22 protein-coding genes are annotated in these 23293 nt (G+C 73.0%); 11 read left to right on the plus strand and 11 right to left on the minus strand.

Features of this window, described 5'->3' with window-relative positions:
* Nucleotides 1–2 precede the first annotated feature (2 nt).
* The 3 genes from FB554_RS10435 to FB554_RS10445 are packed head-to-tail and all read left to right on the plus strand — an operon-like array spanning nt 3 to nt 2752.
* Nucleotides 3–845, plus strand: a complete 843-nt coding sequence (locus FB554_RS10435; protein WP_142005900.1) for an ABC transporter substrate-binding protein — start codon at nt 3–5, stop codon at nt 843–845.
* A complete protein-coding gene (locus FB554_RS10440) occupies nt 838–2457 on the plus strand; it encodes a CCDC113/CCDC96 family coiled-coil domain-containing protein (RefSeq protein WP_142005901.1) in 1620 nt (539 codons plus the stop codon). Before FB554_RS10435 ends, FB554_RS10440 begins: the two co-directional genes overlap by 8 nt.
* A gap of 19 nt (nt 2458–2476) precedes the next feature.
* On the plus strand, nt 2477–2752 hold the full coding sequence (locus FB554_RS10445; protein WP_142005902.1) for an ATP-binding cassette domain-containing protein: 276 nt from the start codon (nt 2477–2479) through the stop codon (nt 2750–2752).
* Nucleotides 2753–2786: 34 nt separating this feature from the next.
* Here the strand turns inward: FB554_RS10445 and FB554_RS10450 are convergent, their stop codons facing one another.
* The gene (locus tag FB554_RS10450; protein ID WP_142005903.1) at nt 2787–3110 is read right to left on the minus strand and encodes a hypothetical protein; all 324 of its coding nucleotides are present in this window, start codon (nt 3108–3110) and stop codon (nt 2787–2789) included.
* Nucleotides 3111–3283: 173 nt separating this feature from the next.
* On the opposite strand from FB554_RS10450, the gene FB554_RS10455 reads away from it, so the two are divergent.
* Nucleotides 3284–4936, plus strand: a complete 1653-nt coding sequence (locus tag FB554_RS10455) for a hypothetical protein (RefSeq protein WP_142005904.1) — start codon at nt 3284–3286, stop codon at nt 4934–4936.
* A 43-nt stretch (nt 4937–4979) separates the two neighbouring features.
* Here the strand turns inward: FB554_RS10455 and FB554_RS10460 are convergent, their stop codons facing one another.
* Genes FB554_RS10460 through pseB form a run of 5 tightly spaced genes read right to left on the minus strand, consistent with a single transcriptional unit; the run spans nt 4980 to nt 10650 of the window.
* Nucleotides 4980–6737 carry a class I SAM-dependent methyltransferase gene (locus FB554_RS10460; protein ID WP_142005905.1) on the minus strand — a complete coding sequence of 586 codons (1758 nt, stop codon included), beginning with the start codon at nt 6735–6737 and terminating at the stop codon, nt 4980–4982.
* Complete coding sequence (locus tag FB554_RS10465; RefSeq protein ID WP_142005906.1) at nt 6734–7585, minus strand: hypothetical protein; 852 nt, start codon at nt 7583–7585, stop codon at nt 6734–6736. The genes FB554_RS10460 and FB554_RS10465 overlap by 4 nt, the downstream gene beginning before the upstream one ends.
* Before the next feature lies 1 nt (nt 7586).
* Nucleotides 7587–8456 carry a hypothetical protein gene (locus FB554_RS10470; RefSeq protein ID WP_142005907.1) on the minus strand — a complete coding sequence of 290 codons (870 nt, stop codon included), beginning with the start codon at nt 8454–8456 and terminating at the stop codon, nt 7587–7589.
* 2 nt (nt 8457–8458) lie between these two features.
* A complete protein-coding gene (locus tag FB554_RS10475) occupies nt 8459–9592 on the minus strand; it encodes an aminotransferase class V-fold PLP-dependent enzyme (RefSeq protein WP_211344575.1) in 1134 nt (377 codons plus the stop codon).
* Nucleotides 9593–9642: 50 nt separating this feature from the next.
* The gene (gene pseB, locus FB554_RS10480; RefSeq protein WP_236022366.1) at nt 9643–10650 is read right to left on the minus strand and encodes a UDP-N-acetylglucosamine 4,6-dehydratase (inverting); all 1008 of its coding nucleotides are present in this window, start codon (nt 10648–10650) and stop codon (nt 9643–9645) included.
* Nucleotides 10651–10737: 87 nt separating this feature from the next.
* Between pseB and FB554_RS10485 the strand changes: the two genes are divergently transcribed.
* The 6 genes from FB554_RS10485 to FB554_RS10510 all read left to right on the plus strand — a co-directional run bounded on the left by FB554_RS10485 (nt 10738) and on the right by FB554_RS10510 (nt 16896).
* The gene (locus FB554_RS10485; protein ID WP_142005909.1) at nt 10738–11811 is read left to right on the plus strand and encodes a PseG/SpsG family protein; all 1074 of its coding nucleotides are present in this window, start codon (nt 10738–10740) and stop codon (nt 11809–11811) included.
* Nucleotides 11808–13322, plus strand: coding sequence for an aldo/keto reductase (locus FB554_RS10490; protein ID WP_142005910.1), 1515 nt, complete (start codon nt 11808–11810; stop codon nt 13320–13322). The genes FB554_RS10485 and FB554_RS10490 overlap by 4 nt, the downstream gene beginning before the upstream one ends.
* A 5-nt stretch (nt 13323–13327) precedes the next feature.
* Complete coding sequence (locus tag FB554_RS10495; RefSeq protein WP_142005911.1) at nt 13328–14068, plus strand: TIGR03089 family protein; 741 nt, start codon at nt 13328–13330, stop codon at nt 14066–14068.
* Between the two features lie 57 nt (nt 14069–14125).
* Nucleotides 14126–15346 (plus strand): NAD(P)/FAD-dependent oxidoreductase, encoded by a 1221-nt coding sequence (locus FB554_RS10500; protein WP_142005912.1) that lies wholly within the window; start codon nt 14126–14128, stop codon nt 15344–15346.
* A gap of 83 nt (nt 15347–15429) precedes the next feature.
* Nucleotides 15430–16254 (plus strand): CoA transferase subunit A, encoded by an 825-nt coding sequence (locus FB554_RS10505; RefSeq protein ID WP_142005913.1) that lies wholly within the window; start codon nt 15430–15432, stop codon nt 16252–16254.
* Nucleotides 16255–16257: 3 nt separating this feature from the next.
* Complete coding sequence (locus tag FB554_RS10510) at nt 16258–16896, plus strand: CoA transferase subunit B (RefSeq protein WP_142005914.1); 639 nt, start codon at nt 16258–16260, stop codon at nt 16894–16896.
* Between the two features lie 25 nt (nt 16897–16921).
* Here the strand turns inward: FB554_RS10510 and FB554_RS10515 are convergent, their stop codons facing one another.
* Genes FB554_RS10515 through FB554_RS10525 form a run of 3 tightly spaced genes read right to left on the minus strand, consistent with a single transcriptional unit; the run spans nt 16922 to nt 19638 of the window.
* Nucleotides 16922–17692 carry an ABC transporter ATP-binding protein gene (locus FB554_RS10515; RefSeq protein WP_142005915.1) on the minus strand — a complete coding sequence of 257 codons (771 nt, stop codon included), beginning with the start codon at nt 17690–17692 and terminating at the stop codon, nt 16922–16924.
* Nucleotide 17693: 1 nt separating this feature from the next.
* Nucleotides 17694–18512 carry an ABC transporter permease gene (locus FB554_RS10520; protein ID WP_142005916.1) on the minus strand — a complete coding sequence of 273 codons (819 nt, stop codon included), beginning with the start codon at nt 18510–18512 and terminating at the stop codon, nt 17694–17696.
* A gap of 58 nt (nt 18513–18570) precedes the next feature.
* Nucleotides 18571–19638, minus strand: a complete 1068-nt coding sequence (locus FB554_RS10525; RefSeq protein WP_142005917.1) for a glycosyltransferase family 2 protein — start codon at nt 19636–19638, stop codon at nt 18571–18573.
* Nucleotides 19639–19786: 148 nt separating this feature from the next.
* Here FB554_RS10525 and FB554_RS17610 point away from each other — a divergent pair, with 148 nt between their 5' ends.
* On the plus strand, nt 19787–21493 hold the full coding sequence (locus tag FB554_RS17610; RefSeq protein WP_236022367.1) for an LCP family protein: 1707 nt from the start codon (nt 19787–19789) through the stop codon (nt 21491–21493).
* A gap of 38 nt (nt 21494–21531) precedes the next feature.
* Here the strand turns inward: FB554_RS17610 and FB554_RS10535 are convergent, their stop codons facing one another.
* The gene (locus tag FB554_RS10535; protein WP_142005918.1) at nt 21532–22698 is read right to left on the minus strand and encodes an acyl-CoA dehydrogenase family protein; all 1167 of its coding nucleotides are present in this window, start codon (nt 22696–22698) and stop codon (nt 21532–21534) included.
* A gap of 9 nt (nt 22699–22707) precedes the next feature.
* Nucleotides 22708–23256 (minus strand): MarR family winged helix-turn-helix transcriptional regulator, encoded by a 549-nt coding sequence (locus FB554_RS10540; protein WP_142005919.1) that lies wholly within the window; start codon nt 23254–23256, stop codon nt 22708–22710.
* Nucleotides 23257–23293: the final 37 nt, after the last annotated feature.

Consider the following 23293-nt stretch of genomic DNA (forward strand, 5'->3'; position numbering starts at 1 on the left):
GCATGCATCCTCACAACCACCGCTACGGCTCCACCCAGGCGCTGGCCCTGTCGCTGCTGGAGAAGTCGCACAGCTGGTTGACCACCCTGTGGCCGCGCAGCGTCCCCGGGCACGTGCAGCACGACTGGCACGTCACCTCCCCCTGCGCGACGATCGACGTGGGCCCGGGCGGCACCGCCTACCTGTGGAGCTCCTCGGCCCGCCGATTCCGGCGCGCGCGCGGGCTCGGCGGCCACGTGGTGATCGGGGCGCCGTGGCTCTACCTGCTCGACGTGCACCGCGACCACGTCCCGCACGAGCTGCGCGAGCGGCCCGAGCCCGGGGAGCAGCCGGTCGAGCGGTTCGCGGAGCCGCCGAGCGGCACGCTGCTGCTGCCGCGCCACGACCTGTACGGCCGGCACGCCGCCCGCCGCATCGCCGACGAGGCGCGCGAGCACGAGCGCGAACGCCTTACTGCCGCACTGCTGCCCGCCGACGCGGCCTCGCCCGAGGTGCGGACGGCGTACGTCGAGGCCGGGATCGACGTGGTGCCGCTGGTGCCGGCCGACCTGCCCGCCGCGAGCCCCCAGGTGGCGCGGCTGATGCAGCTGCGCGACCTCATGCTGCGGCACACGGCCGTGCTCGCGACCCACCCCGACGAGCACCTGCTCATGGCGGCCGCCGCGGGCCTGCCCACGACGCTCCTCGGGCGGCAGCAGCCGCGCTCGAGCGCCGAGGCGGCGCTCGTCGAGGCGGCCGGTTCGCCGGCGGCCCTGACCGACCTCGCCGGCCACGAGCTGGGCCGCGACCACGTCCTGCCGCGCGACGAGCTGCGCGCGGTGCTCGAATGGAGGCCCCGTGTCTGACCTCACCCCCGACCAGCCCACCGAGCGTCCCGCCGAGCGGTCGCTGACCGCCGCGGTGCTGGACGACGCCCTCCCCCGCGCCGAGTCGGCGCTGGTGCTCGGACCGGTGCCCGACGACGTGCGCGAGCTGGTCGGCACCCGCACCCGCGAGGCCGTGTGGGTCGACCCGCTGGGCCCGGCCGACGCCTCGCCGCGGCTCGACGAGGTGGTGGCGAGCGGGCAGCGGTACGACCTGGTGCTGTGCCTCGCCGGGCTCGACGCGGTCGCCGAGCCGGTCGACGCCCTCAGCTGGTCGGCCCGCCTCGACCAGGTCGTCGGGCTGCTCGAGCCGGGCGGCACGCTCGTGCTGCGGGTCGACAACGACGCCCCGCTGTCGGCGCTGACGCTGGACGTGTCGCGTCAGGGCTGGGCCCGCGCCGACGAGGACCCCACCCGGCCGGTCGGTGTCGCCCAGCTCGACGCCCGGCTGCGCGCGGCGCGGCTGCCGGTGAGCACGGTGCACGCGCTGCTCGGCCCGGCCGACGCACCGGTTGCCGCGGTCGACACGGCGGCGCTGGCCTCCGCGCGCGACGGGTCGCTCCCGGCCCAGCTGGTCGAGGACGCCCTCACCCGCGTCGCCGAGGAGCAGTCGGGCCCCGACGAGCAGTCCGGCGGCGAGCGGGTCCCCGACCTGGTCGCCGCGTCGGCACGCTCCGGCGAGCTCCCCGCGCTGGCCGACGCGTGGCTCGCGGTCGTCGGCGGACGCCCGCGCACGGGTTACTGGCTCGACCGCGACGGCGTCGTGCTGTGGGTCGACCAGGCCGGCCCGGGGCAGCCGTTCGTCGTCGGCGGGCAGCCGGCGGGGGCAGCGCGCCTCCCGCAGGAGATCCCCGACGACGTCACCGTCGAGCGAGCGCTCCACCGGGCCATCGCACGCGGGGACGACGCCGAGTTCCGCCGGCTGGCAGAGGGATTCGGCGGTTGGGTGCGCAACAGCGCCTCGGCGCAGAAGGCGCTCGACCTGCGCCTCGACACCGTGCGGGTGGCCGCTGGCGGCAGCTTCTCGCGGGGCCTCACCCAGGCCGACCCGTCGGCCACGCCCGAGCCCGACACGCGCCTGGTCCACGCCTGGCGCCGCTTCGAGGAACGGCTGCAGGCGGCCGGCCGCGAGACCCTGTGGCCTGCGTCGCTGCGCGGCGAGGAGCGCGTACGGCTGTGGCTCGGCATGTCCGGCGTCGAGCAGGTGCCCGAGCCGGTGACCATCGACGCCGGGGAGGCGAGCGCCGACGGCGACGACGCGGCGGCTGCCGCCGCGGGGCTGCCCGCCGAGGTCGAGGAGGAGCTCGCGCACCTGCGCGCCCGGGTCGAGATGCTCACCGCGACGCTGGCCGCGCGCGACGACCAGCTGCAGGTGCGCGAGAAGGCGATCCGCAGCCTGCGCGACCAGGCCCGTGGCGCAGCCCGCAACCGTGACAAGGCCATGGCCCGCACCCGGGAGATCCAGCAGTCCTCGACCTATCGCACCGCCAACCAGCTGCGCCGGCTGACCCTGCTGCGTCACCCCGACGCCCTGGCCCGAGGCATCATGCGGCGCCTCGACAGCAAGGTGCGCGCCGTACGCCGGACCCGCTGAGCCACCTTCGACCGGTCAAGTGATCGGCGTCCCGACCCAGGCGGCCCGGACGTCGGACCTTTCCGGCGGCGAGCAGCAGCGCGTCGCGGTCGCCAGGGCCTTGATGGGAAATCCTCAGCTCCTGCTGGCCGACGAACCCACGGCATCACTGGACTCCGACACCCGAGACCAGATCGCAGAAATCATCTTCGCCCTTCCGCAGCAGACCGGAGCAGCCCTGGTCGTCGCAACGCACGACAGGGACGTCGCCGCTCGTGCCGACCATGTCGTTCGGCTCGAGGATGGCTCGAGGTGAGTCCTGCTGATCTGGCCCGTCTGGCGCGTGTGTCTCAGACCCGGGCGACCTGGCGGCCGTTACGCGCGGTGTGCTTGATCATCGGGGTGTTCGCAATCTGCATGGCAGGCTCGCTGTCTGCGATGGCGGTGTCTCGGGACGCCGTGATCAGCAACCGCTCGCAGGATCTGCTCGCGGTCCGGGCGTCTGACACCAACCCTCCGACGTTCCTGATCGACGACCGCTTCCAGACCATCGGCAGTGAGCAGATCGTCGTCATCACCATCGAACCGCTGACGTCGGGCGCGCCAGTGCCACCCGGGCTGAGTCGGTGGCCGAGACCCGGAGAGGCAGCCTTGTCCCCGAGCGTCCGACGCATGGGGGCAGGCGACATGTTCGGCCGGCCGACCCAGACCATCGCCATCTCCGGGGCTGGAGTCGGCGACCGACCCCCGGGTCTACGTCCGTCCCGCTCCCGGCACGCTCGATCGGTCACGACTGAGACCGGCGTACGCGTTCGGTGACGACGACCAGAGCGAGCTCGCCTCCTCGGTGGGGCTGGCCTTCCTGAACCGCCTGGGGATCGGATACGTCCTCGCCTGCGTCTGGGGAACCCTGGGGCTCGCGGGCCTGGTCGCGCTGATCACGGCAGCAGGGATGGGCGGCGACATCGCTCGGCGCCGCGTGCGCCGGTTGGCCGCCTTGGGCGCCAGCCGGCCACAGCTGGTCGTGATGCGCTGGATCGAGTGCGCAGGCCCCATCGCTATCGGCCTCGCGGCCGGAGCACTGGTCACTACCGTTCTCCTCACGGTGCCGTTGACGCTGCCCTGGCTGCGCGAGATCACCGCGCCAGCCGATCTGCGCGGCAGGCCGGGGCTCCTGCTCGCGACGCCACTCGTGACCATGGTGATCACGTTCGCAGTCCTGGCCATCCCTGTGTGGCGGACGCTGAACCCGCGGCGGGCGACCCGCGGGCGCTTCTTCGTCCCTCAGGACACACTGCCGACCACCCGGGCTTGGATCTGCATGGCGGCCGTCATCGTCTGCCTGTGGGTACCGCCCATGCTCACCGGGCCACAACGCCAGCAGGCATACATCCTGTGCGTGATCATCGTCGCCTGCACGCTTTCTGCCGTCGTCGCTGTCCTCGTGAATGCCCTGGGCAGAGCCATTTCGTCACCGAGGCTCGGATGGAATGCCCCAGCCGCACTCACGGCAGGACGGCTGATGCAGGCCCGCCCACGGCGCACGGCGCGGATGCTGACGGCCATCTGCCTGGCGATCTTGACGCTGGGCCAGGTCCAGCTGTCAGTAGGCCTGCTGGGATCGCAGTTCCAGGCAGGTGACGCTGCTCAACGGGCGGTCGACAACAGCGTGCTGGTCGCCTCCGACGTTCTCCCCACCAGACAGGTTCGCGCGTTCCTCGCGACGCTCCCGCCCACAGAGCGTCCGGTCTGGGTCGAGACGCAGCTGCCGCAGAGGGGTCGTGCGATCCCGAGTCAGAGCGTGTCCGCCACCGAGTGCTCCGAACTCGGAGCACTCGGCCTGCCCTGCGCGGCGACTGGGGGGCCAATCGACCTGCGAACCCTCCCGCTGCGGACCCAGGCCACCTTCGCTGCACTCGGTGGAGGGGCGACACGGGTCAGGGTCGGAGACCCTTGCCCCGCGCAGGGCAGGAACCAGTGCCAGCTGCTGATCGTGTCCACCACGGGATCACCGCTGTCGGTCCGCGATCTCACCAGGGAGTCGACGGCGTACGTGGCTGGTGGGCTGCGGCTGGAGTCGGTTGCGGCCCCGGCCATCAGTGGGAGCGAGCCCAACCGGATCAGGGCGCGGTGGATCGTGCTCTACGGCACGATCGCCATCGCACTCCTCACGCTTGCCATGGCAGCGATGCTGACCAGCGAGACCGTCAGCGACGCCCGACGGCTCTCCGTCCTCGCCGCCGTCCGGGGGAACCGCCGCTGGCTGTGGCAGCACGCGGCGCTCTCGGTGTTCCTCCCGATCGCTGCAGCCGGCTTCCTGGCAACCCTGATCTACTTCCTCCTACCCACCGCGATATCGACGGCGGATGCACGCTTGGAACCCTCTGACGCCTATGCCACGTCTGCCATCGTGGCCGCGCTCGTGATCGGAGCCGTGGCTGCTGCGGTCAGCGTCCGCGCAACTCGGACGACCGACCCTTTGGCTGTTCGCCGCGGGTAGCTCTGCCGGGCCGAGTCCGGTCCCAACCCCCAGGTCCGGACGGTTAGTCGCCCTTGATCCGGCGCAGCGGGCCGATCACCAGGTTGCCGGTGCGGTAGGTGATCGAGCGGCGCACGTCCTCGGCCGAGCGGCGCAGCGTCTCCTGCTGCTGCATCGCGCGGCGCATCTCCTGCTCGTGCAGCGCCGAGCGGGAACGCATCTCGCGCTCGCGCGTGTTGAGCCGGTCCTCGAACCACTGCGCCCGCGAGGCCAGCGCCGCGTTGGTCTCCTCCAGCCGCTCGATGACGGCGAGCAGCCCTGGCACGTCGTACGCCGGCAGCGTCGGCTCCTCGACCGGCGCCACGAACCGCTCGACGTCGTCGGGCAGGTCCAGCCCGGCCATCGAGCCGAGCAGCGCCAGCATCGTGCGGTCGTCCGTCGCAGAGGGCCACGGGTGGCGCGCACCCCGCGCGCGGATGACCTGCACCAGGTCTCCGAGCCCCTGCCACAGCGCCTCCTCGGGGCTGCGGCCGCCGGCCCCCGGCGCGATCGGCTCGAGCTCGTCGCCCTGCAGCAGCAGGTTGTCCGGGCGCACGTCGGAGCACGCGGCAGGCAGCGTCCCGTCCGCGCCCCAGGTGCGCACCCGCTCGGCGTAGGCCCGCAGCAGCCGCCGCAGCTCGGCCTGCTCGCTGCCGGCCGCCGCGTCGAGCAGGTCGTCGGTGAACAGCCGCGCGTCGGGGCGCACCGTGATCGTGCTGTGCTGCTCGCCGTCGACCGTCGCGCGCTCGACCTGGTCACCGGCAGCGGCGGTGTAGCGCACTACCCCGCCCGCCGACGTCGACTCCAGCACCTGCGGCCCGGTGGTCTCGATACGGCTCGCCCTGGGGGGCTCGCCTACTCGACCAGCGTGGGGGGTGCCGGCTCCACCAGCGTGGGGGGTGCCGGCTCCACCAGCGTGGGGGGTGCCGGCTCCACCAGCGTCGGCCTGGGGGGTGCCGGCGACGACGATCCACGCCGACGCGAGCTCGGGCAGCCGTCCCGACAGCACCGCGGCGCGCGCCACGCGCGTCGGGTCGGAACCGAGCCGGCGGAAGGCCGGCGACCCCGTCGTCACCGCGCCCAGCAGCGTGGTCAGCGCCGGGTCGAGCCGGGTCGGGTCGATCGCCACGACCTGCTGGTCGTCCCACGACGGGAACGCCGACGCGCTCGTCGCGACCGGGAGGCCCGCGTCGGACAGCAGCGCGCTCAGCGCCTCGACCGAGCGCGGCCGCGACCGGTCGTACGTCGCCGTCACCGACCAGTCCGCGTCGGTGTTGGTCGTGAACCGCGAGCGCAGCGCGGCGATGCGGTGCAGCCCCAGCTCCTGCTCGACCGCGAGCAGCAGCGTGCCGCCCGGCGCCACGAGACGCCGGATCCCGGCGAACGTCTCGGCCCAGGTCAGCACCGCCGTCTCCAGCGACAGCACCCGGGTGACGTCGTCGAGCGCCACGACCAGGTCGTACGTCTCCGCGGGCTCGGGCAGGTCCGCGAGGCTCCCGCAGACCACCTGGGCGTCGTGGTCGGTGAGCGCCTGGCCGAAGGTGATCGCGTCGGGGATCGAGCGCGTGAAGACCGTGAGGTGACCGACCCGGCCGGCGATGCCGGTGACCAGGTCGAGCGCGTGCGGGCCGACGACTGCGACGCGGGCGTCGTGGCGCAGCAGCGGTTCCAGCAGCGCTCGCACCGCCGCGGCAGCCCCGGCCGGGCGGTGCTCCAGGTCGGACCAGTTCTGCATCGCCCCCGGCACCAGGGTGACGTTGTCGGGGCGGGCGATGACGGTCATGCGCTCTCCTTGTTGCTCTCGCGCCACTCCTGCTCCCAGCCGAGCACCAGCGCCAGCTCCTGCGGCTCCAGCATCGCGTCGCGCCCGAGCTCGACGTCGGCGACCTGCCGCGCCAGCTCGGCGTCGATGTCGGTGCCGTGCAGCTGGGGGAAGGTGAACTCCAGCAGCTGCGAGCCGTTGAAGCCCGCCTTGACGCCGACGAGGTCCATCGGGTCGCCGTAGACCGCCGGCTGCAGACCGAGCGAGGCGCCGTACATGATCGCGGTCGACAGCCGGTTCGAGGCGACCCGCTTGTGCCGCCGCAGCTCACGCAGCTGCCCCGGCAGGAAGTCGGGGTTGCCGCCGGTCCACTTCACGCCGCGCTCGCCGTGCGTGATGACCCGGAAGCCGGCGTCCTCGTACTTCTCCCGGATCGCGTCGATGGCGTACTCGACGTAGTAGAGGCACATGGTGACCGGGCCGTCCTCGACGGCGTGGATCTCGTCGATCAGCCGGTCGTGGTCGCCCGAGACGGCCTCGTAGTCGACCGTGCCGTGGAAGGGGTACCAGATCGTCCCCTCCGGCTCGGGCGCCTGCGGGTCCGGCGGGGTCATCTGCTCCAGGTAGAGGAACGGCGCGCCGGTGACGACGTAGTCGCGCCAGCCGACGGCCTGCCCGCGGCGCCGGTTGACGTCGGACCAGACGTACTTCGCGAAGCCGTGCGGCGGGGCGTGGCCGGCGCCGAAGCCGTGCACGAACGTCCAGCCGTGCTGGATCACGCCGTTGATGCGCGGCGGCTGGTCGAACCCGAGACCGCAGTAGGCCGACCAGATGTGCGCGTGGCGGTACCAGTGGTTGCTGGAGTCCATGTCAGGCGGGCCTCCTCAGCGGGTCGGCGGCGGTCGGTGGGCGTGGCTCATCGTCCCATCCCAGCAGGGCAGCCAGCTGCGCGGGCGGGCGCAGGTGGTCCTGGCCCAGCTCGCGCCGCGCCACGGCCCGCGCCACCTCGCGGGGCACCGCGTCGGTGTGCAGCTCGGGCAGCAGCCGCCGCTGCCGCTCCATGCCGCCCAGCACCGCATGGTCGCGCTGCAGCACCATCGGGTCGCCGTAGATGCCGATCTCGGCTCCCGTGCTCGCGCCGTAGAGCAGCGCCGAGCCCATCCGGTTGGAGACCACCCGGGCGTGCCGGCGCAGCTCGGCGAGCTGCCGGTCGAGGAAGTCGGGGTCGCCGTCCCGGTGCATGAAGCCGCGCCGCCCGTGCGTGATCACCCGAAACCCCTTGTCCTCGTAGACCTTTCGGATGTCGGGGTTCTCGTAGTCGGTCCAGTAGAGGCACATGGTGAGGGGTACGTCCCCCTCGCGCCGGCGTACGTCGTCGGCGTAGGCGCCGTGGTCACCGAGGATGCGCTGACCCTCCCAGCCGTGGAACGGGTAGACGATGGTCCCGGCGCGCTCCGGCTTCGCGCGCTCCCAGTCCCGATGCCCCTCCAGCTCCAGCAGGTAGGCCCAGGGCGCCCCGACGACCTCGTGGTCACGCCGCCCCATCGCCCAGCCGCGCCGAGCGACCGCCGGCGACCAGACCAGGCGCGGCCAGCCCGGCACCAGCTCGTGCCCGACCGCGAACCCGTCGTAGGTGTTCCACCCGTGCTGCAGGTAGCCCCAGATCGTCACCGGCCCGGGGCGGCCGCACCACCGGGCCAGCACCTCGGCGTGGCCGTAGAAGTGGTTGGCGTGGTGCACTGTCAGCCGCCGAGGGCGGTGCGCACCTGCTCGATCACGCGGTCGACGTCGCTGTCGCGCAGGTCGGGGAACATCGGCAGGCTGATCTCCTGCTCGTAGTACTCCTCGGCCACCGGGCACATCCCGCGCCGGTAGCCGCGGTCGGCGAACCACGGCTGCCAGTGCACCGGGATGTAGTTGACCTGCACGCCGATCTCGGCGGCGCGCAGCGCGTCGAACACCTCGCGCCGGCGCCCGTCGAGGACCCGCAGCGGGTAGAAGTGCCACACCGGGTCGGCGCCCGGACGCTGAGCGGGCAGCCGCACCCCGTCGAGGTCGGCGAGGCCCGCGGAGTAGCGCGCGGTGATCTCGGCGCGGCGGGCCTTGAAGCGCCCGAGCCGGGTGAGCTGGTTGGAGCCCAGGGCGCACAGCACGTCGGGCAGGCGGTAGTTCAGGCCGAGCTCGGGCATCTCGTACCACCACGCGCCCTCGTCGGTGCTGCGCAGCCGCTCGGGGTCGCGCACCATGCCGATGCCTTTGAACGTGCGGGCGCGCTGCAGCAGCTCGGTGTCGGCGGAGACGACCGCGCCGCCCTCGGCGGTCGTGAGGTTCTTGGTCGGGAAGAAGGAGAACGTCGTGATGTCGGCGAGCGAGCCCACGGGGGTGCCGTCGAGGCTGCCGCCGATCGAGTGGGCGGCGTCCTCCAGCAGCAGCGCCCCGGCGTCGTCCGCCACCCGCCGCAGCGCGGGCGCGTCGATCGGGTGGCCGGCGTAGTCGACGCCGCTGATCACCCGGGTGCGGTCGGTCACGGCGGCCGCCGCGGCCGCGGGGTCGAGGTTGCCCGTGTCGTCGCTCACGTCGGCGAAGACCACCGTCGCGCCCTGGATCGCGGCGCAGGTGGCGGTCGCGAGGAAGGTCAGCGGGGTGGTGACCACCTCGTCGCCGGGGCCGATGCCTGCCGCGGCGTACGCCACGTGCAGCGCCGCGGTGCCCGACGTCACGGTGACGGCCGGGTTCGACTGTCCGGCAACGGAACCCAGCTCGCGCTCGAACTTCTCGACCGCGGGTCCGGTGGTCAGCCAGTCGCCGCGCAGCACCTGCGCGACGGCCTCGATGTCGGACTCGTCGATCGACTGGCGGCCGTACGGAAGGAACATGGGCACGTCCTGCGGAGGAGGCGGGGGATGCGGGGGCGTCGACGGAGCGGTCAGACGCCCGAGGCGAGGATCTCGCGGATGTCGTCGGCGTCGTACCAGAGGTCGTTCTTGTCGGACGCGCAGTGGAAGCCGACGGGCACGGGCACCCCGTCGGTGCGCTTCTCGTAGCCCCAGGTCGCGAGCTCTGGCTCGAGGATGTAGTACTTGCCGTCCATCACGGTGATGGCGCGGCGGCCCTCCTCGGGGCTGATCATCTCCTCGTGCAGCTTCTCGCCGGGGCGCAGCCCGACGTCGTGCATCTTGGCGCCGGGCGCGATGGCCTGGGCCAGGTCGGTGACCTTGTGCGAGGGGATGTGCGGCACGACCAGCTCGCCGCCCTGCATCAGGTCGAAGGTGTCGAGCACCATCTGCACCGCCTGCGGCAGCGTGATGAGGAACCGGGTGCAGCGCAGGTCGGTGATCGGCAGCGACTCCCCCGCCTCGGCGAGCGCCCGGAACTTCGGGACGATCGAGCCGCGCGAGCCGGTGACGTTGCCGTAGCGCACGACGGCGAACCGGGTGGGGTAGGCCGCGGCGTAGTGGTTGCCGAGGATGAACAGCTTGTCGGCGGTGAGCTTGGTCGCGCCGTAGAGGTTGATCGGGCTGGAGGCCTTGTCGGTCGAGAGGGCCACGACCTTCTTGACCCCGGCGTCGATCGCGGCCTCGACGACGTTCTGGCTGCCGATGACGTTGGTCTTGACGAACTCCGAGGGGTTGTACTCCCCGGTGTCGACCTGCTTCAGCGCGGCCGCGTGGACGACGTAGTCGATGCCGTGCATCGCGCGGCGCAGCCGGTCCAGGTCGCGCACGTCACCGATGAACCAGCGCAGCCGGGGGTCGTCGCCGAACTGCTGACGGACCTCCCACTGCTTCAGCTCGTCGCGGGAGTAGATGACTACCCGCTTGGGGTCGACGTCCTGCAGCAGACGGGTGATGAAGGCCTTGCCGAAGGACCCCGTTCCACCGGTGACGAGGATCGAGGACCCTGCGAGGTTGCTCAACGCGAAGACTCCCAGCATGTGGTGACTGTCGCGGTCCGACCCGGACCGCCACGGCAGATTATCAGCGCTCACCTGAGTGTTCCCGGCGCTGGCATCATGACCGGCATGCCACCCGCCGACCCGGTCCACGTCGCGCTGCGCATCGACGCCGGGGGGTCGCTGGGGGTCGGCCACGCCGTCCGCTGCCTGGCGCTCGGCCAGGAGCTGCGCTCGCGCGGGGTGACGGTGACGGTGCTGGGGTCGATCGCCGTGCCGTGGGTGGGTGAGCTGGCCGCCCAGGCCGGCATCGACGTACGTCGGGCGCCGGGTGACCCTGATGCGCTGGCCGAGCTGGTGGGCCGGCTCGGCATCGACGCCGTGGTGATCGACGGCTACGAGATCGACCCGCGCACCGGGGCGCGGCTGCGCGCCGACGGGGTGCGGGTGCTCGCGATGGTGGACGAGGAGTTCGGCGCGGGCCAGGAGGCCGACGTCTACGTCGACCAGAACCTCGGAGCCCGGCCGCCGGCCCCCGCGGCCGCGCCGCCGGGCGCGACGAGCCTCGCGGGCCTCGACCACGTGCTGCTGCGGGACAGTGTGCTCGACCGGCGCACGGCGACGCGACCGGAGCGCGAGAAGCCGCGCTGCCTCACGGTTTTCGGCGGCACCGACCCGGCCCGCGCGGGCGAGGTCGTGGTGCCGCTGCTGCTCGCGACGGGCGTCCCCCTCGAGGTGATCGCCGTCACCCCCGACCCCGCGGCGGCCGGTCGGCTGGCCGGCCTGCGGCCCGGCACCGGACAGACCCTCGACGTCGTCGGACCGGTGCCCGACCTGCCGGGCGTCGCCGTGCAGACCGACCTCACGATCACCGCCAGCGGGTCGTCGGTGTGGGAGCTGCTGTGCCTCGGGGTGCCGACCGCCGTGGTGTGCGTCGCCGACAACCAGCGCAGCGGCTATGCCGCGACGGGCCGCACCGGCGCGGCGCTCCCCCTCGGCGAGCTGGCGGCGCTGCGCACCGACCCGGCCGAGCGCGACGCGGCGGTGGCACGGCTGCGCGGGCTGCTGCTCGACGCGGCCGAGCGCGGCCGGCTCGCGGCCCGCGGACGGGAGCTGGTCGACGGGCGGGGACGGGAGCGGGTGGCCGACGCGCTGCTGCGTACGCTGCCCGCAGCACCCCACCGCGACGGAGGTCGCCCGTGAGCCGCACCCGAGTCGTGATCCAGTCACGGCTGAACTCCTCCCGCCTGCCCGGGAAGGCGCTGATGACGATCGGCGGCATGCCGCTGGTGGAGCTGGTCGCCCGCCGGGCCGCGCGCAGCGGCCACGAGGTGGTGGTCGCCACCAGCGAGGAGCACTACGACCAGCGCATCGTCGACCACCTCGACACCGTCGGCATCCCCGTCGTGCGCGGCTCGCTCGACGACGTGCTCGGCCGGTTCGTCGCCGCCACAAGGGATCTCGAGCCCGGTGACACCGTCGTTCGGCTCACCGGGGACAACCCGGTCGGCGACGCCGACGTGATCGACGACCTGGCGAGCGCGATGGCCAGGGGCGGGTATGCGTACGGCCGCAACGACGTGTCGCGGATGCCCGAGGGGCTGGGCTGCGAGGTCTTCTCGATCGACGACCTGCGGCGCGCGGACCGCGAGGCGACGACGGCGTACGACCGGGAGCACGTGACCCCGTGGCTGCGCCGCCACGTGCGCACCCTCGACCACGTGCCGCCGCAGAGCCCCACCGACATCCACCGGTTCCGGTGCACCGTCGACGTGCTCAACGACTACGTGCGGGTGAGCCGGATGTTCGGCGGGGTGGCCGACCCGGTCGCGATCCCGTGGACCGCGCTGATGGACCGGCTGCGCGAGCTGATCCGCGAGGAGGGGCCGTCGGTGCCGACCCGCGACCGCTCCGGGCTCGGGCAGAGCGTGCTGCTGCTCGGCGGCACCCAGCTGGCCGGCGCCGGTGCGTCGCCGCCACCCGAGGTGCGCGCGCTGCTGGCGCACGCCGCCGACCGCGGCATCACCCACGTCGAGGTCGGCCGGGCCGACGGCGACGCCGAGGCGGTGCTGCGCGCCTGCGGCGAGCCGCAGCTGACGAAGCGGTTCGGCTACGTCTCGCGGGTGCGGCCGCTCGGCGCCGACGCGCACGACCCGCTGGCCGTGGAGGCGAGCGTGGAGCGCTCGTTCGCCGAGCTGGGGCGCCGGTCCGTCGCGGCGGCCGTGCTCGACGACCTGTCCGACGCCCGGCCCGCGACGTGGGAGCGGCTCCGGGCGTACGTCGGGGGCGGGGAGGTGCAGCGCGTCGGCGTGGCCGTGCGCACGGCCGAGCAGGTCCCCGAGGCGCTCGGCCTGCCGGGGCTCGGCTACCTCGAGCTGCCGCTGCGCCCCGGCGCGAGCGTCCCCGACGAGGTGCAGCAGGCGCTGCGCGGCGCCGACGTGGTCGTCACCGCGCACAGCGTCTTCGACGGTGGCTCCGTGCTCGACCAGAACGATCCACGGAACGCCCGGCTGCGAGCACTGGCAACGGATCTCGGGCGCGACGGCGTCGACGACCTGTGCCTGGCGTACGCCCTCGGCCACGACGTCGTCACCTCCGTCGCCGTGGGCTGCGACGACGAGCCGCAGCTGCAGCGCAATGCCGACCTGGCCGCACGACCCCCGCTCGACGACGAGCAGCGCGCCCGGGTGCGCGACGTGCTCGGGAAGGACTGACGACGATGCTGGCGCACGAGGTGCTGCCCGGACTGCTCGCCGACCCGGCCGGGCCGCGGGTGACCTACTACGACGACCGACCCGGACCGACCCAGGGCGAACGCATCGAGCTGTCCGGTGCGGTGCTCGCCAACTGGGTCGCCAAGGCCGGCAACCTGCTGCAGGACGAGCTGGACGCCGGGCCCGGCAGCACCGTCGCGCTGGACCTGCCGGCCGAGCACTGGCGCACGCTCTACTGGGCGCTCGCGGCCTGGGCGGTCGGCGCGACGGTGGTCGACGGTGGTGGTGCGGGCGACGGCGGTGCCGAGGGCCGCGGTGGCGCCGGCGGCGCGAGCGCCGACGTGCTGGTGACCACCGAGCCCCGCGCGGGCCACCCGGCGCAGGTGGTGGTCACCGAGGCGGCGCTGGCGCGCTCGTTCGCCGGCGACCTGCCCGACGGGGCGATCGACGAGGCCGCCGACCTGGCGACCTACGGCGACCACCTCGACCCCTACGCCACCGCTGGTGCGAGCGACCAGGCGCTCGTGACCGCCCGGGGCGCGTGGACGTACGGCGGGGTGGTGGGTGACGCGGGCGCGCAGGCCCCCCGCTGGCTGGTCCGCGGCGACCTGACCGACGTGCTGCGCACGGCCCTCGCGGCGTGGGCGGCGGGCGGCTCGGTGCTGCTGTCGCGCGGCACCGACAACGACGCGCTCCCCCACCGGCTCGAGGTGGAGGGGGCGACCCCCGCGCCGGCGACGCCCTGAGGCACCGCCCCGGACCAGGCCTTGCCGCGCCGCAGCGAACCGCGCAGGCTGGGCCCCATGGACGACAACTCGACGATCGTGGTGGTGGGCGGCGGACTCGCGGGGGCGAAGGCCGTGGAAGCGTTGCGCGACAAGGGTTTTCGCGGGCAGCTGACCCTGCTGGCGGGTGAGGACCTGCTGCCCTACGAGCGACCGCCGCTGTCCAAGGACTACCTGCAGAAGGGCGAGGGGCTCGACGACGCGACGGTGCACGCGCGGGAGTGGTACTCCGACAACGACGTCGACCTGCGGCTCGGCGTGCGCGCCACCGAGCTCGACCTGGCCGACCGGGTGGTGACCACCTCCGCCGGCGAGGAGCTGTCGTACGACGCGCTGCTGCTGGCCACCGGCGCGCAGCCGCGCCACCTCGACCTGCCCGGGGCCGACCTCGACGGCGTGCTCTCCCTGCGCACCGTGTCCGACAGCGACGACCTGCGCGAGGCCTTCCGCGCCGACCGCGACATCGTCATCGTCGGCGGCGGGTGGATCGGCCTCGAGACCGCGGCCGCCGCGAGCAACGCGGGCGCCAAGGTCACCGTGCTGGAGTCGCTGGAGCTGCCGCTGCTGAAGGTGCTGGGGCCGAAGCTCGCCCAGGTCTTCGCCGACCTGCACCGCGAGCACGGCGTCGACCTGCGCACGGGCGTGCAGGTCGAGGGCTTCGAGGGCACCGGCGACGTGACGGGCGTCCGCCTCGCGGGCGGCGAGGTGATCCCCGCCGACGCGGTGGTGGTCGGCGTCGGCGCCGCGCCCGACGTCTCGCTGGCGCAGGGCGCGGGCCTCGAGGTCGACGATGGCATCGTCACCGACGCCGAGGGACGCACCAGCGACCCGAACGTGTTCGCCGTCGGCGACGTCGCCCGGTTCACCCACCCCGACTACCCCGAGCCGATCCGCGTCGAGCACTGGGCCAACGCGCTGGACCACCCGGCCGCGGTCGCCGCCGCGATGCTGGGCCAGGACGCCACCTGGGACGAGCTGCCCTACTTCTACACCGACCAGTACGACCTCGGCATGGAGTACGTCGGCCTCGCCGACCCCGACGACGAGGTCCTGATCCGCGGCGACCTCGGCAAGCGCGAGTTCATCGCGTTCTGGCTGCAGGACGGCAAGGTCGTCGCGGGCATGAACGTCAACGTCTGGGACGTCGTCGACGACGTGAAGGCACTGATCTGCTCCGGCAAGCAGGTCGACCGCGCCCGCCTGGCCGACCCGGACGTACCCCTGGACGCGCTGGCCTGACGACGCCCACGAGGCGAACGTGAGGCCCCTCCGGTGCTCGCCCCGGCGGACCCGCGGATGTGACGCGGACTACAGTCGCCGGCATGGACAAAGTGGTCTCCTCGCCGGCGGCGGCGATCGAGGGAATCGGTGACGGCGCATCGCTCGCGGTCGGCGGGTTCGGCCTCTGCGGCATCCCGAGCGTGCTGATCCAGGCGCTGCACGGCACCAGCGCGACCGACCTGCACGTCATCTCCAACAACTGCGGCGTCGACGACTGGGGTCTCGGAATCCTGTTGAACGACAAGCGGATCAGCAAGATCACCGCGTCGTACGTCGGTGAGAACAAGGAGTTCGCGCGGCAGTACCTCGAGGGCGAGCTCGAGGTCCACCTGACCCCGCAGGGCACCCTCGCCGAGAAGCTGCGCGCCGGCGGCGCGGGCATCCCGGCGTTCTTCACCCGCACCGGCGTCGGCACCCAGGTCGCCGAGGGCGGCATGCCGCTGCGCTACGCCGACGACGGCTCGATCGCCAAGGCGTCCGAGCCCAAGGAGACCCGCACCATCGACTTCGCGGGCGAGGAGACGGAGTACGTCCTCGAGGACTCGATCGTCGCCGACTTCGGCCTGGTGCGTGCCTGGAAGGGCGACCGGCACGGCAACCTGGTGTTCCGCACCAGCGCCCGCAACTTCAACCCGCTGTGCGCCATGGCGGGCCGGGTCTCGGTGGCCGAGGTCGAGGAGCTGGTCGAGCCCGGCGAGCTGTCCCCCGACGAGATCCACCTGCCGGGCATCTACGTCCAGCGGGTGCTGGCGCTCACGCCCGAGCAGGCCCGCGACAAGCGCATCGAGCGGGTCACGACCCGCCCGCGTCAGGAGTCACCCACGGCGGCCGGTGCCGCCGCCGGCAGCGAGACCACGGAGGCCTGAGCCATGCCACTCACCCGCGAGCAGATGGCCGCCCGCGCCGCGCAGGAGCTGAGCGACGGTGACTACGTCAACCTCGGCATCGGCCTGCCGACGCTGGTCCCGAACTACGTCGACGACGACGTCGAGCTGGTGCTGCAGTCCGAGAACGGCATCCTCGGCGTCGGCGCCTACCCGATCGAGGGCGAGGAGGACCCCGACCTCATCAACGCCGGCAAGGAGACCGTCACGCTGCGGCGCGGCGCCTCGATCTTCGACTCGGCCACCAGCTTCGGCATGATCCGCGGCGGCAAGGTCGATGCGGCGATCCTCGGCGCCATGCAGGTGTCGGCCGCCGGCGACATCGCGAACTGGATGATCCCCGGCAAGATGGTCAAGGGCATGGGTGGCGCGATGGACCTGGTGCACGGCGCCAAGAAGGTCATCGTGCTCATGGAGCACACCGCCAAGGACGGCTCGTTCAAGATCGTCCAGGAGTGCTCGCTGCCGTTCACCGGCAAGGGCGTCGTGCAGCGGATCATCACCGACCTCGCGGTCATCGACGTCACCGAAGACGGCCTCGTGCTGCGCGAGCTGGCCCCCGGCGTCACCGAGGACGAGGTGCGCGCCAAGACCGAGCCCGAGCTCGCGACTCCCACCCGCTGAAGCCGGGCACTGCGGGCCGCGCAGGTCAGCTGGCGAGGATGTCGTCGTTGTACTGGTCGATGACCTCGCGCATCGTGCCGTCGCCGACGAGCGCACCGCCGCGCAGGTAGAGGCCGCGGGTGCAGAAGCGCAGCAGGTCGCCCTCGGAGTGCGACACCAGGAACAGCGTGCGGCCCTCGTCGAGCAGCTTCTCCATGCGCTGGTAGCACTTCTCGCGGAACGCCTTGTCGCCGACGGCGAGCACCTCGTCGACCAGGATGATCGGCTCGTCCAGGCACGTCACGACCGAGAATCCCAGGCGCACCTGCATGCCCGAGGAGAAGTGCCGGAACGGCAGGTCCAGCCCGGCGCGCACCTGCGGCCCGGCGAAGTCGACGATCTCCTCGAAGCGCTCGTCGATCTGCTCGGTGCTCATGCCGTGCAGCCCGGCGGTCAGGTAGATGTTCTCCCGCGCCGTCAGCTCGCCGATGAACCCGCCGGTGAGCTCGATGAGCGGAGCCACGCCCTCGCGCACGATCGCGCGGCCCTCGTCGGGCAGCAGCGTGCCCGCGATGAGCTTGAGCAGGGTCGACTTGCCCTCGCCGTTGCCGCCGACGAGGCCGACCGCCTCGCCGCGCCCGACCTCGAAGTTCACGTCGCGCAGCGGCCAGAAGGTGCCCTTGTCGTGGGTCGTACGCCGGGTGTAGACGATCTCGCGCAGCGACAGCTTGCGCTTGCGCGAGCGCAGGAACTCGATGCCGAGGTCCTCGACGGAGATGACGGGCTGCCCCTCGGGGGTCTTCCACTCGACGGCCATGTCAGATCTCCTTCAGCACGGTCGGCTCGAACTTGCGGAAGAACCACATGCCGAACGCCAGCCACACGGCGGCGATCACGAAGGCGCTGAGCCACGCGGTGTGGAACGGCTGGTAGGACGAGTGCTCGGTGAGGCCTGCGCGGTACATGTCGGTGATGCCGACCATCGGGTTGAGCGCCATGAACGGCTGCGCCCACGGCGCGCGCTCCTCGACCAGCTGCAGCGAGTAGACGATCGGCGTGAAGTAGAACAGCATCCGCAGCACGATCCGCACGATGCGGATGAAGTCGTCGACGAGGGTCGTGATGGGCGCCATGACCAGGCCCATGCCGATGCACAGCATCAGCTGGATGACCAGCGCGGGCAGGATCCAGACCAGCTGCCAGTCCAGCGACATCTCGCCGCGGGCGATGTACCAGCCGGCGAACAGGAACAGGATCGGCATGCTGAGCAGGAACTCCACGCCCTTGGCCAGCACCACCCGCACGACCCACAGCTCGCGCGGCAGGTTGGTCGAGCGCACCAGCAGCCGCTCGGACAGCAGCGCCCGCGACGACTCGTTGATGCAGGCGTTGAACCAGTTCCACGGGAGCATGCCGGCCATCAGGAAGACGATGAACGGCATCCCGGGCACCTGCCGGGAGCCCAGCAGCACGCCGAAGACGAAGAAGTAGACCAGGCCCATCGCCAGCGGGTCGATGAGCGTCCACAGGTAGCCCAGCCAGGAGCGGGCGTAGCGCACCCGCAGGTCACGCCTGACCAGCGTGTCGAGCACGTTGCGGTGCTCCCAGATGCGGGCCAGCCGCGTTGTGAGGTCCATACCGTCCTTGCCTGGGTGTTGCTGCGCCTGCTCGGGGCCGGCTGGGAGGCCCGCCGCGTCAGGCTACCGGGCCGTCGCTGTGAGTTCGCTGCACCTGTGGTCGCGTCAGCGGGTCGGGCTCCTCGCCGAGCCGGATCCGGGAGGTCAGGAACCCCCAGCCCCAGGTCAGGTGCATGGTGGCCAGCACCCCCGGGACGAGCGCGGCGACCTCGGGTCGCTGCCCCCGGGAGATCGCGAGACCCCCGACCGTGACCCCGGCGAGGTAGGTCGCGGGCACGGCCAGCAGCGGTCGCCACGCCAGACCGCCGAGCGCGCCCGCCGCGACCGCGACGGTGGCCGCGGGCGGCGCGAGGTAGCGCAGGTTGATCGAGCCGGGGTGCTGCCGGGCGACCACCCGGCGCCAGCGGCCGTAGTCGCGGTACTGCCGCGCCAGCGTGCGGAAGCTGCCGCGCGGGCGGTACTCCACGCGCAGCTGCGGGGTGAACCACACCAGCCCGCCGAGCTTGCGGATGCGCCAGTTCATCTCCCAGTCCTGGGCGCGGCTGAAGCGCGGGTCGTAGCCGCCGATCCGGTCCAGCCAGGACCGGCGGAACACCCCGAGATAGACCGTCTCGGCCGGCCCCTCGGCGCCGCCGAGCTTGAACCGGGCCCCGCCGACCCCGATCGGCGACTTCATCGCGATCGCGACGGCCTCCTCGAACGGCGTGACGCCGACGGCGTCCATGATCCCGCCCACGTTGGCGGCGCCGGTGCGCTCCAGCGTCTCCAGCGCGGTCTGCAGGTAGCGCGGCGAGAGGATGCCGTGCCCGTCCACCCGGGCGACGACGTCGTACGTCGCGGCCAGCAGGCAGGCGTTCAGCGCGTCGGGCGTACGCCCGCTCGGGTTGTCGATGACCCGCACCCGGTCGTCGGCGGCGGCCAGCTCCTCGGCCACCTCGAGCGTGCGGTCCTGCGAGGGGCCGACGGCCAGCAGCACCTCGACCGGGCCGCTCACCTCCTGCGCGAGCACGGCCGCGACCGACTCGGCCAGGTGGCGCTCCTCGTTGAGGATGGGCATGACGACCGAGATGCCCGAGGCGGCGGCGGTCTCTGCGGGGTCCACGCCCGCCCGGTCTTCGGCTGTCATCGCGGACCGAGGCTACCCGCCCGGGTGCGCAGCGCCGTCGCGGCCGGGCGAGCGCGTCGGGGAAGACCCCGGTTCACCCGCAGGGACGACGCGCCACGCGAGCGCCGCGTCCCAGGGAGCCTTCCGCCGACGGGGCTACCCTGCCGTGGTGCCCCAGGACGACCAGCCCGGACACCGGCTCCCGCGCCGGCGCCCCACCGACTCCGACGACACCGAGGTGTTCGTCGTCGACACCCGTCGGGGACGGCGCCCGCAGGGCGGCACCCCGGAAGCCGGTCCCGACGACACCGCCCAGGCCATCCCGCAGCGACCCGCGCCCGGTCAGGGTGGCCCCGGTCGACCCGGCGGCGAGCCGACCCGGGCGGTGCCGGGGCAGGGACGTCCGCAGGGACGCGGCCAGGGCCGTCCGACCCAGGGTCGTCCGGCGCAGGGCGCCCAGCCCACCCGGGCCGTGCCCGGCCAGGGCCGGCCGGCGCAGGGCGCTCAGGGTGTCCAGTCGACACGCGCCGTGCCCTCGCAGGGGCGCCCTCCGCAGGGCGCCCAGCCCACCCGGGCGGTCCCGAACCGGGCCCCCGGCGCGTCGGCCGCAGGTGCAGCCGGCGCGGCAGGCGCCGCAGCCGCGGGCTCGGCAGCGGCGAGCGGCGGCGGGCGCCGAACCCCGGCGTACGTCCAGGGCCAGGGCCGCAGGCCCGTCGACGACGGCACGTTCGACGAGGGCTACGGCCCCGACCGCACCCGCGAGATCCCGGCGGCGCCGCCGCGCGGCTCCGGCGCTCCCCCGCGCGGACGCCGCGGCGGCCAGGCTCCCCCGCGCGGACGCCGCGGCGGCCAGGCTCCCCCGCCCCGTCCGCCGCAGGGGCCGCCGACCCCGCGCGAGGGTCGTCCGCCGCGCGCGGCGCGCCCCCGTCGCCGCTGGCGGCGCTGGCTCGCGGCGCTGCTCGTCGTCGTCATGCTGTGGGTCGGCGCCCTCGTTTGGGCCGCCAGCAGCGCCTGGAACACGGTGACCAAGATCGACGCGATCCCGACCGACAACCGCCCGGCCGAGGGCAAGGGCACCAACATCGTGCTCGTCGGGTCCGACTCCCGCGAGGGGCTGACCGCCGAGCAGCGCGACACGCTCGGCACCGGTCGCGCGGAGGGGCGGCGCACCGACTCGATCATGCTGCTGCACATCCCCGACAGCGGGAACCCGACCCTGGTCTCCCTCCCCCGCGACTCCTACGTCGAGATCCCGGGCCGCGGCCGCAACAAGATCAACGCGTCCTACTCCATCGGCGGCCCGAAGCTGCTCAACCAGACGGTCGAGGCGGCCACGGGCCTGCGCGTCGACGGATACATGGAGATCGGTTTCGGCGGGTTCGCCTCGGTCGTCGACAGCGTCGGCGGGGTCGAGATGTGCCTCGACAAGCCGATGAAGGACGTGAAGGCCGCGATCGACCTGCCCGCCGGCTGCCAGACCCTCGACGGCAAGAACGCGCTGGGGTACGTCCGCGCCCGCTACTCCGACCCGCTGGGCGACCTCGGTCGCGCGCAGCGGCAGCGGGAGTTCCTCGGCGCGCTGATGAACAAGATGGCGACGCCGGCCAACCTGCTCAACCCGGTCAAGCTGCGCTCGATGGGCACCTCCGGCGCGCAGGGCGTCGCGGTCGACAACGACATGTCGCCGTACGGCGCGCTGAAGATCATGCTGGCGCTGCGCAAGATCAGCAACGGCAGCGGCCAGTCGGTGCAGGTGCCCGTCGCCGACAGCAACTACCAGACCCGCAGCGGCGACGCCGTGCTGTGGGACGCCGCCCGGTCGCAGGCGCTGTTCGGCGCGCTCAACAACGACGAGTCACCCAACGTCGCGCCGTAACCGACTGCGGGGATTGGGGGGGCTGGGGCCGCGGCTGCTCAGCCCTTCAGGACCTGGCGGGCCATGACCATCCGCTGGATCTGGTTGGTGCCCTCGTAGATCTGGGTGATCTTGGCGTCGCGCATCATCCGCTCGACCGGGTGGTCCTTGACGTAGCCGGCGCCGCCGAGCAGCTGCACCGCGTCGGTGGTGATCTCCATCGCGACGTCGGAGGCGTAGCACTTGGCCGCGGCCCCGAAGAAGGTCAGGTCGGCGTCGCCGCGCTCGGACTTGCTGGCGGCGACGTAGACCATCTGCCGCGCGGCCTCGAGCTTCATGGCCATGTCGGCGAGCATGAACTGCAGCCCCTGGAACTCGGCGATCGCCTTGCCGAACTGCTTGCGCTCCTTGACGTACGCCGTCGCGTAGTCGAGCGCGCCCTGCGCCACCCCCACGGCCTGGGCACCGATGGTCACCCTGGTGTGGTCGAGGGTGCGCAGCGCGATCTTGAGACCCTCGCCGAGGTCGCCGACCATCCGGTCGGCGGGGATGCGGCAGTTGTCGAAGTGCAGCTCGCGGGTGGGGCTGCCCTTGATGCCGAGCTTGCGCTCGGGCTCGCCGAAGCCGAACCCCTCGTCGTCCTTCTCGACCACGAACGCGGTGATGTTGCGGCCGCGGTCGCCGTCGGGGTCGGTGACCGCCATCACGGTGTAGAACTGCGACTCGCCCGCGTTGGTGATCCACGACTTCTGCCCGTTGAGCACGAACTCGTCGCCCTCGGCCTTGGCACGGCAGCGCATGGCCGCGGTGTCGGAGCCGGCCTCGCGCTCGGACAGGCCGTAGCTGAACATCGCCTCGCCGCGCGCAACCGGCGGGAGGTACTTGCTCTTGACCTCCTCGGACGCGCCGAGGATCACCGGCATGGTGCCGAGCTTGTTGACCGCCGGGATGAGCGAGGACGACACGCAGACCCGGGCGACCTCCTCGATCACCAGGCAGGTGGCGAGCGCGTCGGCGCCGACCCCGTCGTACTCCTCCGCGATGTGCGGCGCCTGGAAGTCGGCGGCCACCAGCGCGTCGAGGGCCTCCTGCGGGAAGCGGCTCTGCTCGTCGACGTCGGCGGCGAAGGGCGCGATCTTGTCCTCGGCGACCGAGCGCACGGCCTCGCGCAGCGCCTCGTGATCCTCGGAGATCTGGAACAGGTCGAAGTCTGTGTTTCCGGTCACCCTCGCAGACTACCCAGCGGCTCGTCGGCCTCCGGCGCGGCCCGCGAGCGCGGCCAGCTCCTCCTCGGTGGGCGGCCCGGCCTGCGCCGCGGCGGTGATCAGCCGGTGCATCGAGGCGCGCAGCTGCTCGACCTCGGCCATCTCGAGCCCGAGGCGGCGCACCATGACGTGCGGCACGTGCTCGGCACGCTCGCGCAGCGCCCGGCCCTCGGGGGTCAGCTCGATGACGACGGAGCGCTCGTCGTGCGGCCGGTGCTTCTCGACCAGGCCGGCCCTGACCAGCCGCTGCACGAGCGGTGTCGCCGTGCCGGGGTCGAGCCCGAGCAGGTCGGCGAGCTCCTTGTTGGACACCGAGCCGCGCTCCCAGAGCGCGAGCATCACGAGGTACTGCGGGTGGGTGAGGCCGAGCGGCTCCAGGACGGGGCGGTAGGCGCCGATGACACCTCGGGCGGCCAGGGCCAGACCGAAGCAGACCTGGGCCTCCAGCGACAACGGATCGATCGACGTCGTGGCGGTGGCACTCGGGTCGGACGATGCGTCCGGTTCACGGGGAGGCATGTCCGCACCTTAACACTTGGTGCCCCAATCGTTGGTG

The sequence above is a fragment of the Barrientosiimonas humi genome (genome assembly GCF_006716095.1).
Taxonomy (GTDB): domain Bacteria; phylum Actinomycetota; class Actinomycetes; order Actinomycetales; family Dermatophilaceae; genus Barrientosiimonas; species Barrientosiimonas humi.

Excerpts from the sequence above, each read along its gene's own strand:
- FB554_RS10435 (WP_142005900.1), top strand. The coding sequence starts at position 3 with ATGCATCCTCACAACCACCGCTACGGCTCCACCCAGGCGCTGGCCCTG.
- FB554_RS10450 (WP_142005903.1), bottom strand. The coding sequence starts at position 3,110 with ATGCGTCGGACGCTCGGGGACAAGGCTGCCTCTCCGGGTCTCGGCCAC.
- FB554_RS10460 (WP_142005905.1), bottom strand. The coding sequence starts at position 6,737 with ATGACCGTCATCGCCCGCCCCGACAACGTCACCCTGGTGCCGGGGGCG.
- FB554_RS10465 (WP_142005906.1), bottom strand. The coding sequence starts at position 7,585 with ATGGACTCCAGCAACCACTGGTACCGCCACGCGCACATCTGGTCGGCC.
- FB554_RS10475 (WP_211344575.1), bottom strand. The coding sequence starts at position 9,592 with ATGTTCCTTCCGTACGGCCGCCAGTCGATCGACGAGTCCGACATCGAG.
- pseB (WP_236022366.1), bottom strand. The coding sequence starts at position 10,650 with ATGCTGGGAGTCTTCGCGTTGAGCAACCTCGCAGGGTCCTCGATCCTC.
- FB554_RS10485 (WP_142005909.1), top strand. The coding sequence starts at position 10,738 with ATGCCACCCGCCGACCCGGTCCACGTCGCGCTGCGCATCGACGCCGGG.
- FB554_RS10495 (WP_142005911.1), top strand. The coding sequence starts at position 13,328 with ATGCTGGCGCACGAGGTGCTGCCCGGACTGCTCGCCGACCCGGCCGGG.
- FB554_RS10500 (WP_142005912.1), top strand. The coding sequence starts at position 14,126 with ATGGACGACAACTCGACGATCGTGGTGGTGGGCGGCGGACTCGCGGGG.
- FB554_RS10505 (WP_142005913.1), top strand. The coding sequence starts at position 15,430 with ATGGACAAAGTGGTCTCCTCGCCGGCGGCGGCGATCGAGGGAATCGGT.
- FB554_RS10510 (WP_142005914.1), top strand. The coding sequence starts at position 16,258 with ATGCCACTCACCCGCGAGCAGATGGCCGCCCGCGCCGCGCAGGAGCTG.
- FB554_RS10515 (WP_142005915.1), bottom strand. The coding sequence starts at position 17,692 with ATGGCCGTCGAGTGGAAGACCCCCGAGGGGCAGCCCGTCATCTCCGTC.
- FB554_RS10520 (WP_142005916.1), bottom strand. The coding sequence starts at position 18,512 with ATGGACCTCACAACGCGGCTGGCCCGCATCTGGGAGCACCGCAACGTG.
- FB554_RS10525 (WP_142005917.1), bottom strand. The coding sequence starts at position 19,638 with ATGACAGCCGAAGACCGGGCGGGCGTGGACCCCGCAGAGACCGCCGCC.
- FB554_RS10540 (WP_142005919.1), bottom strand. The coding sequence starts at position 23,256 with ATGCCTCCCCGTGAACCGGACGCATCGTCCGACCCGAGTGCCACCGCC.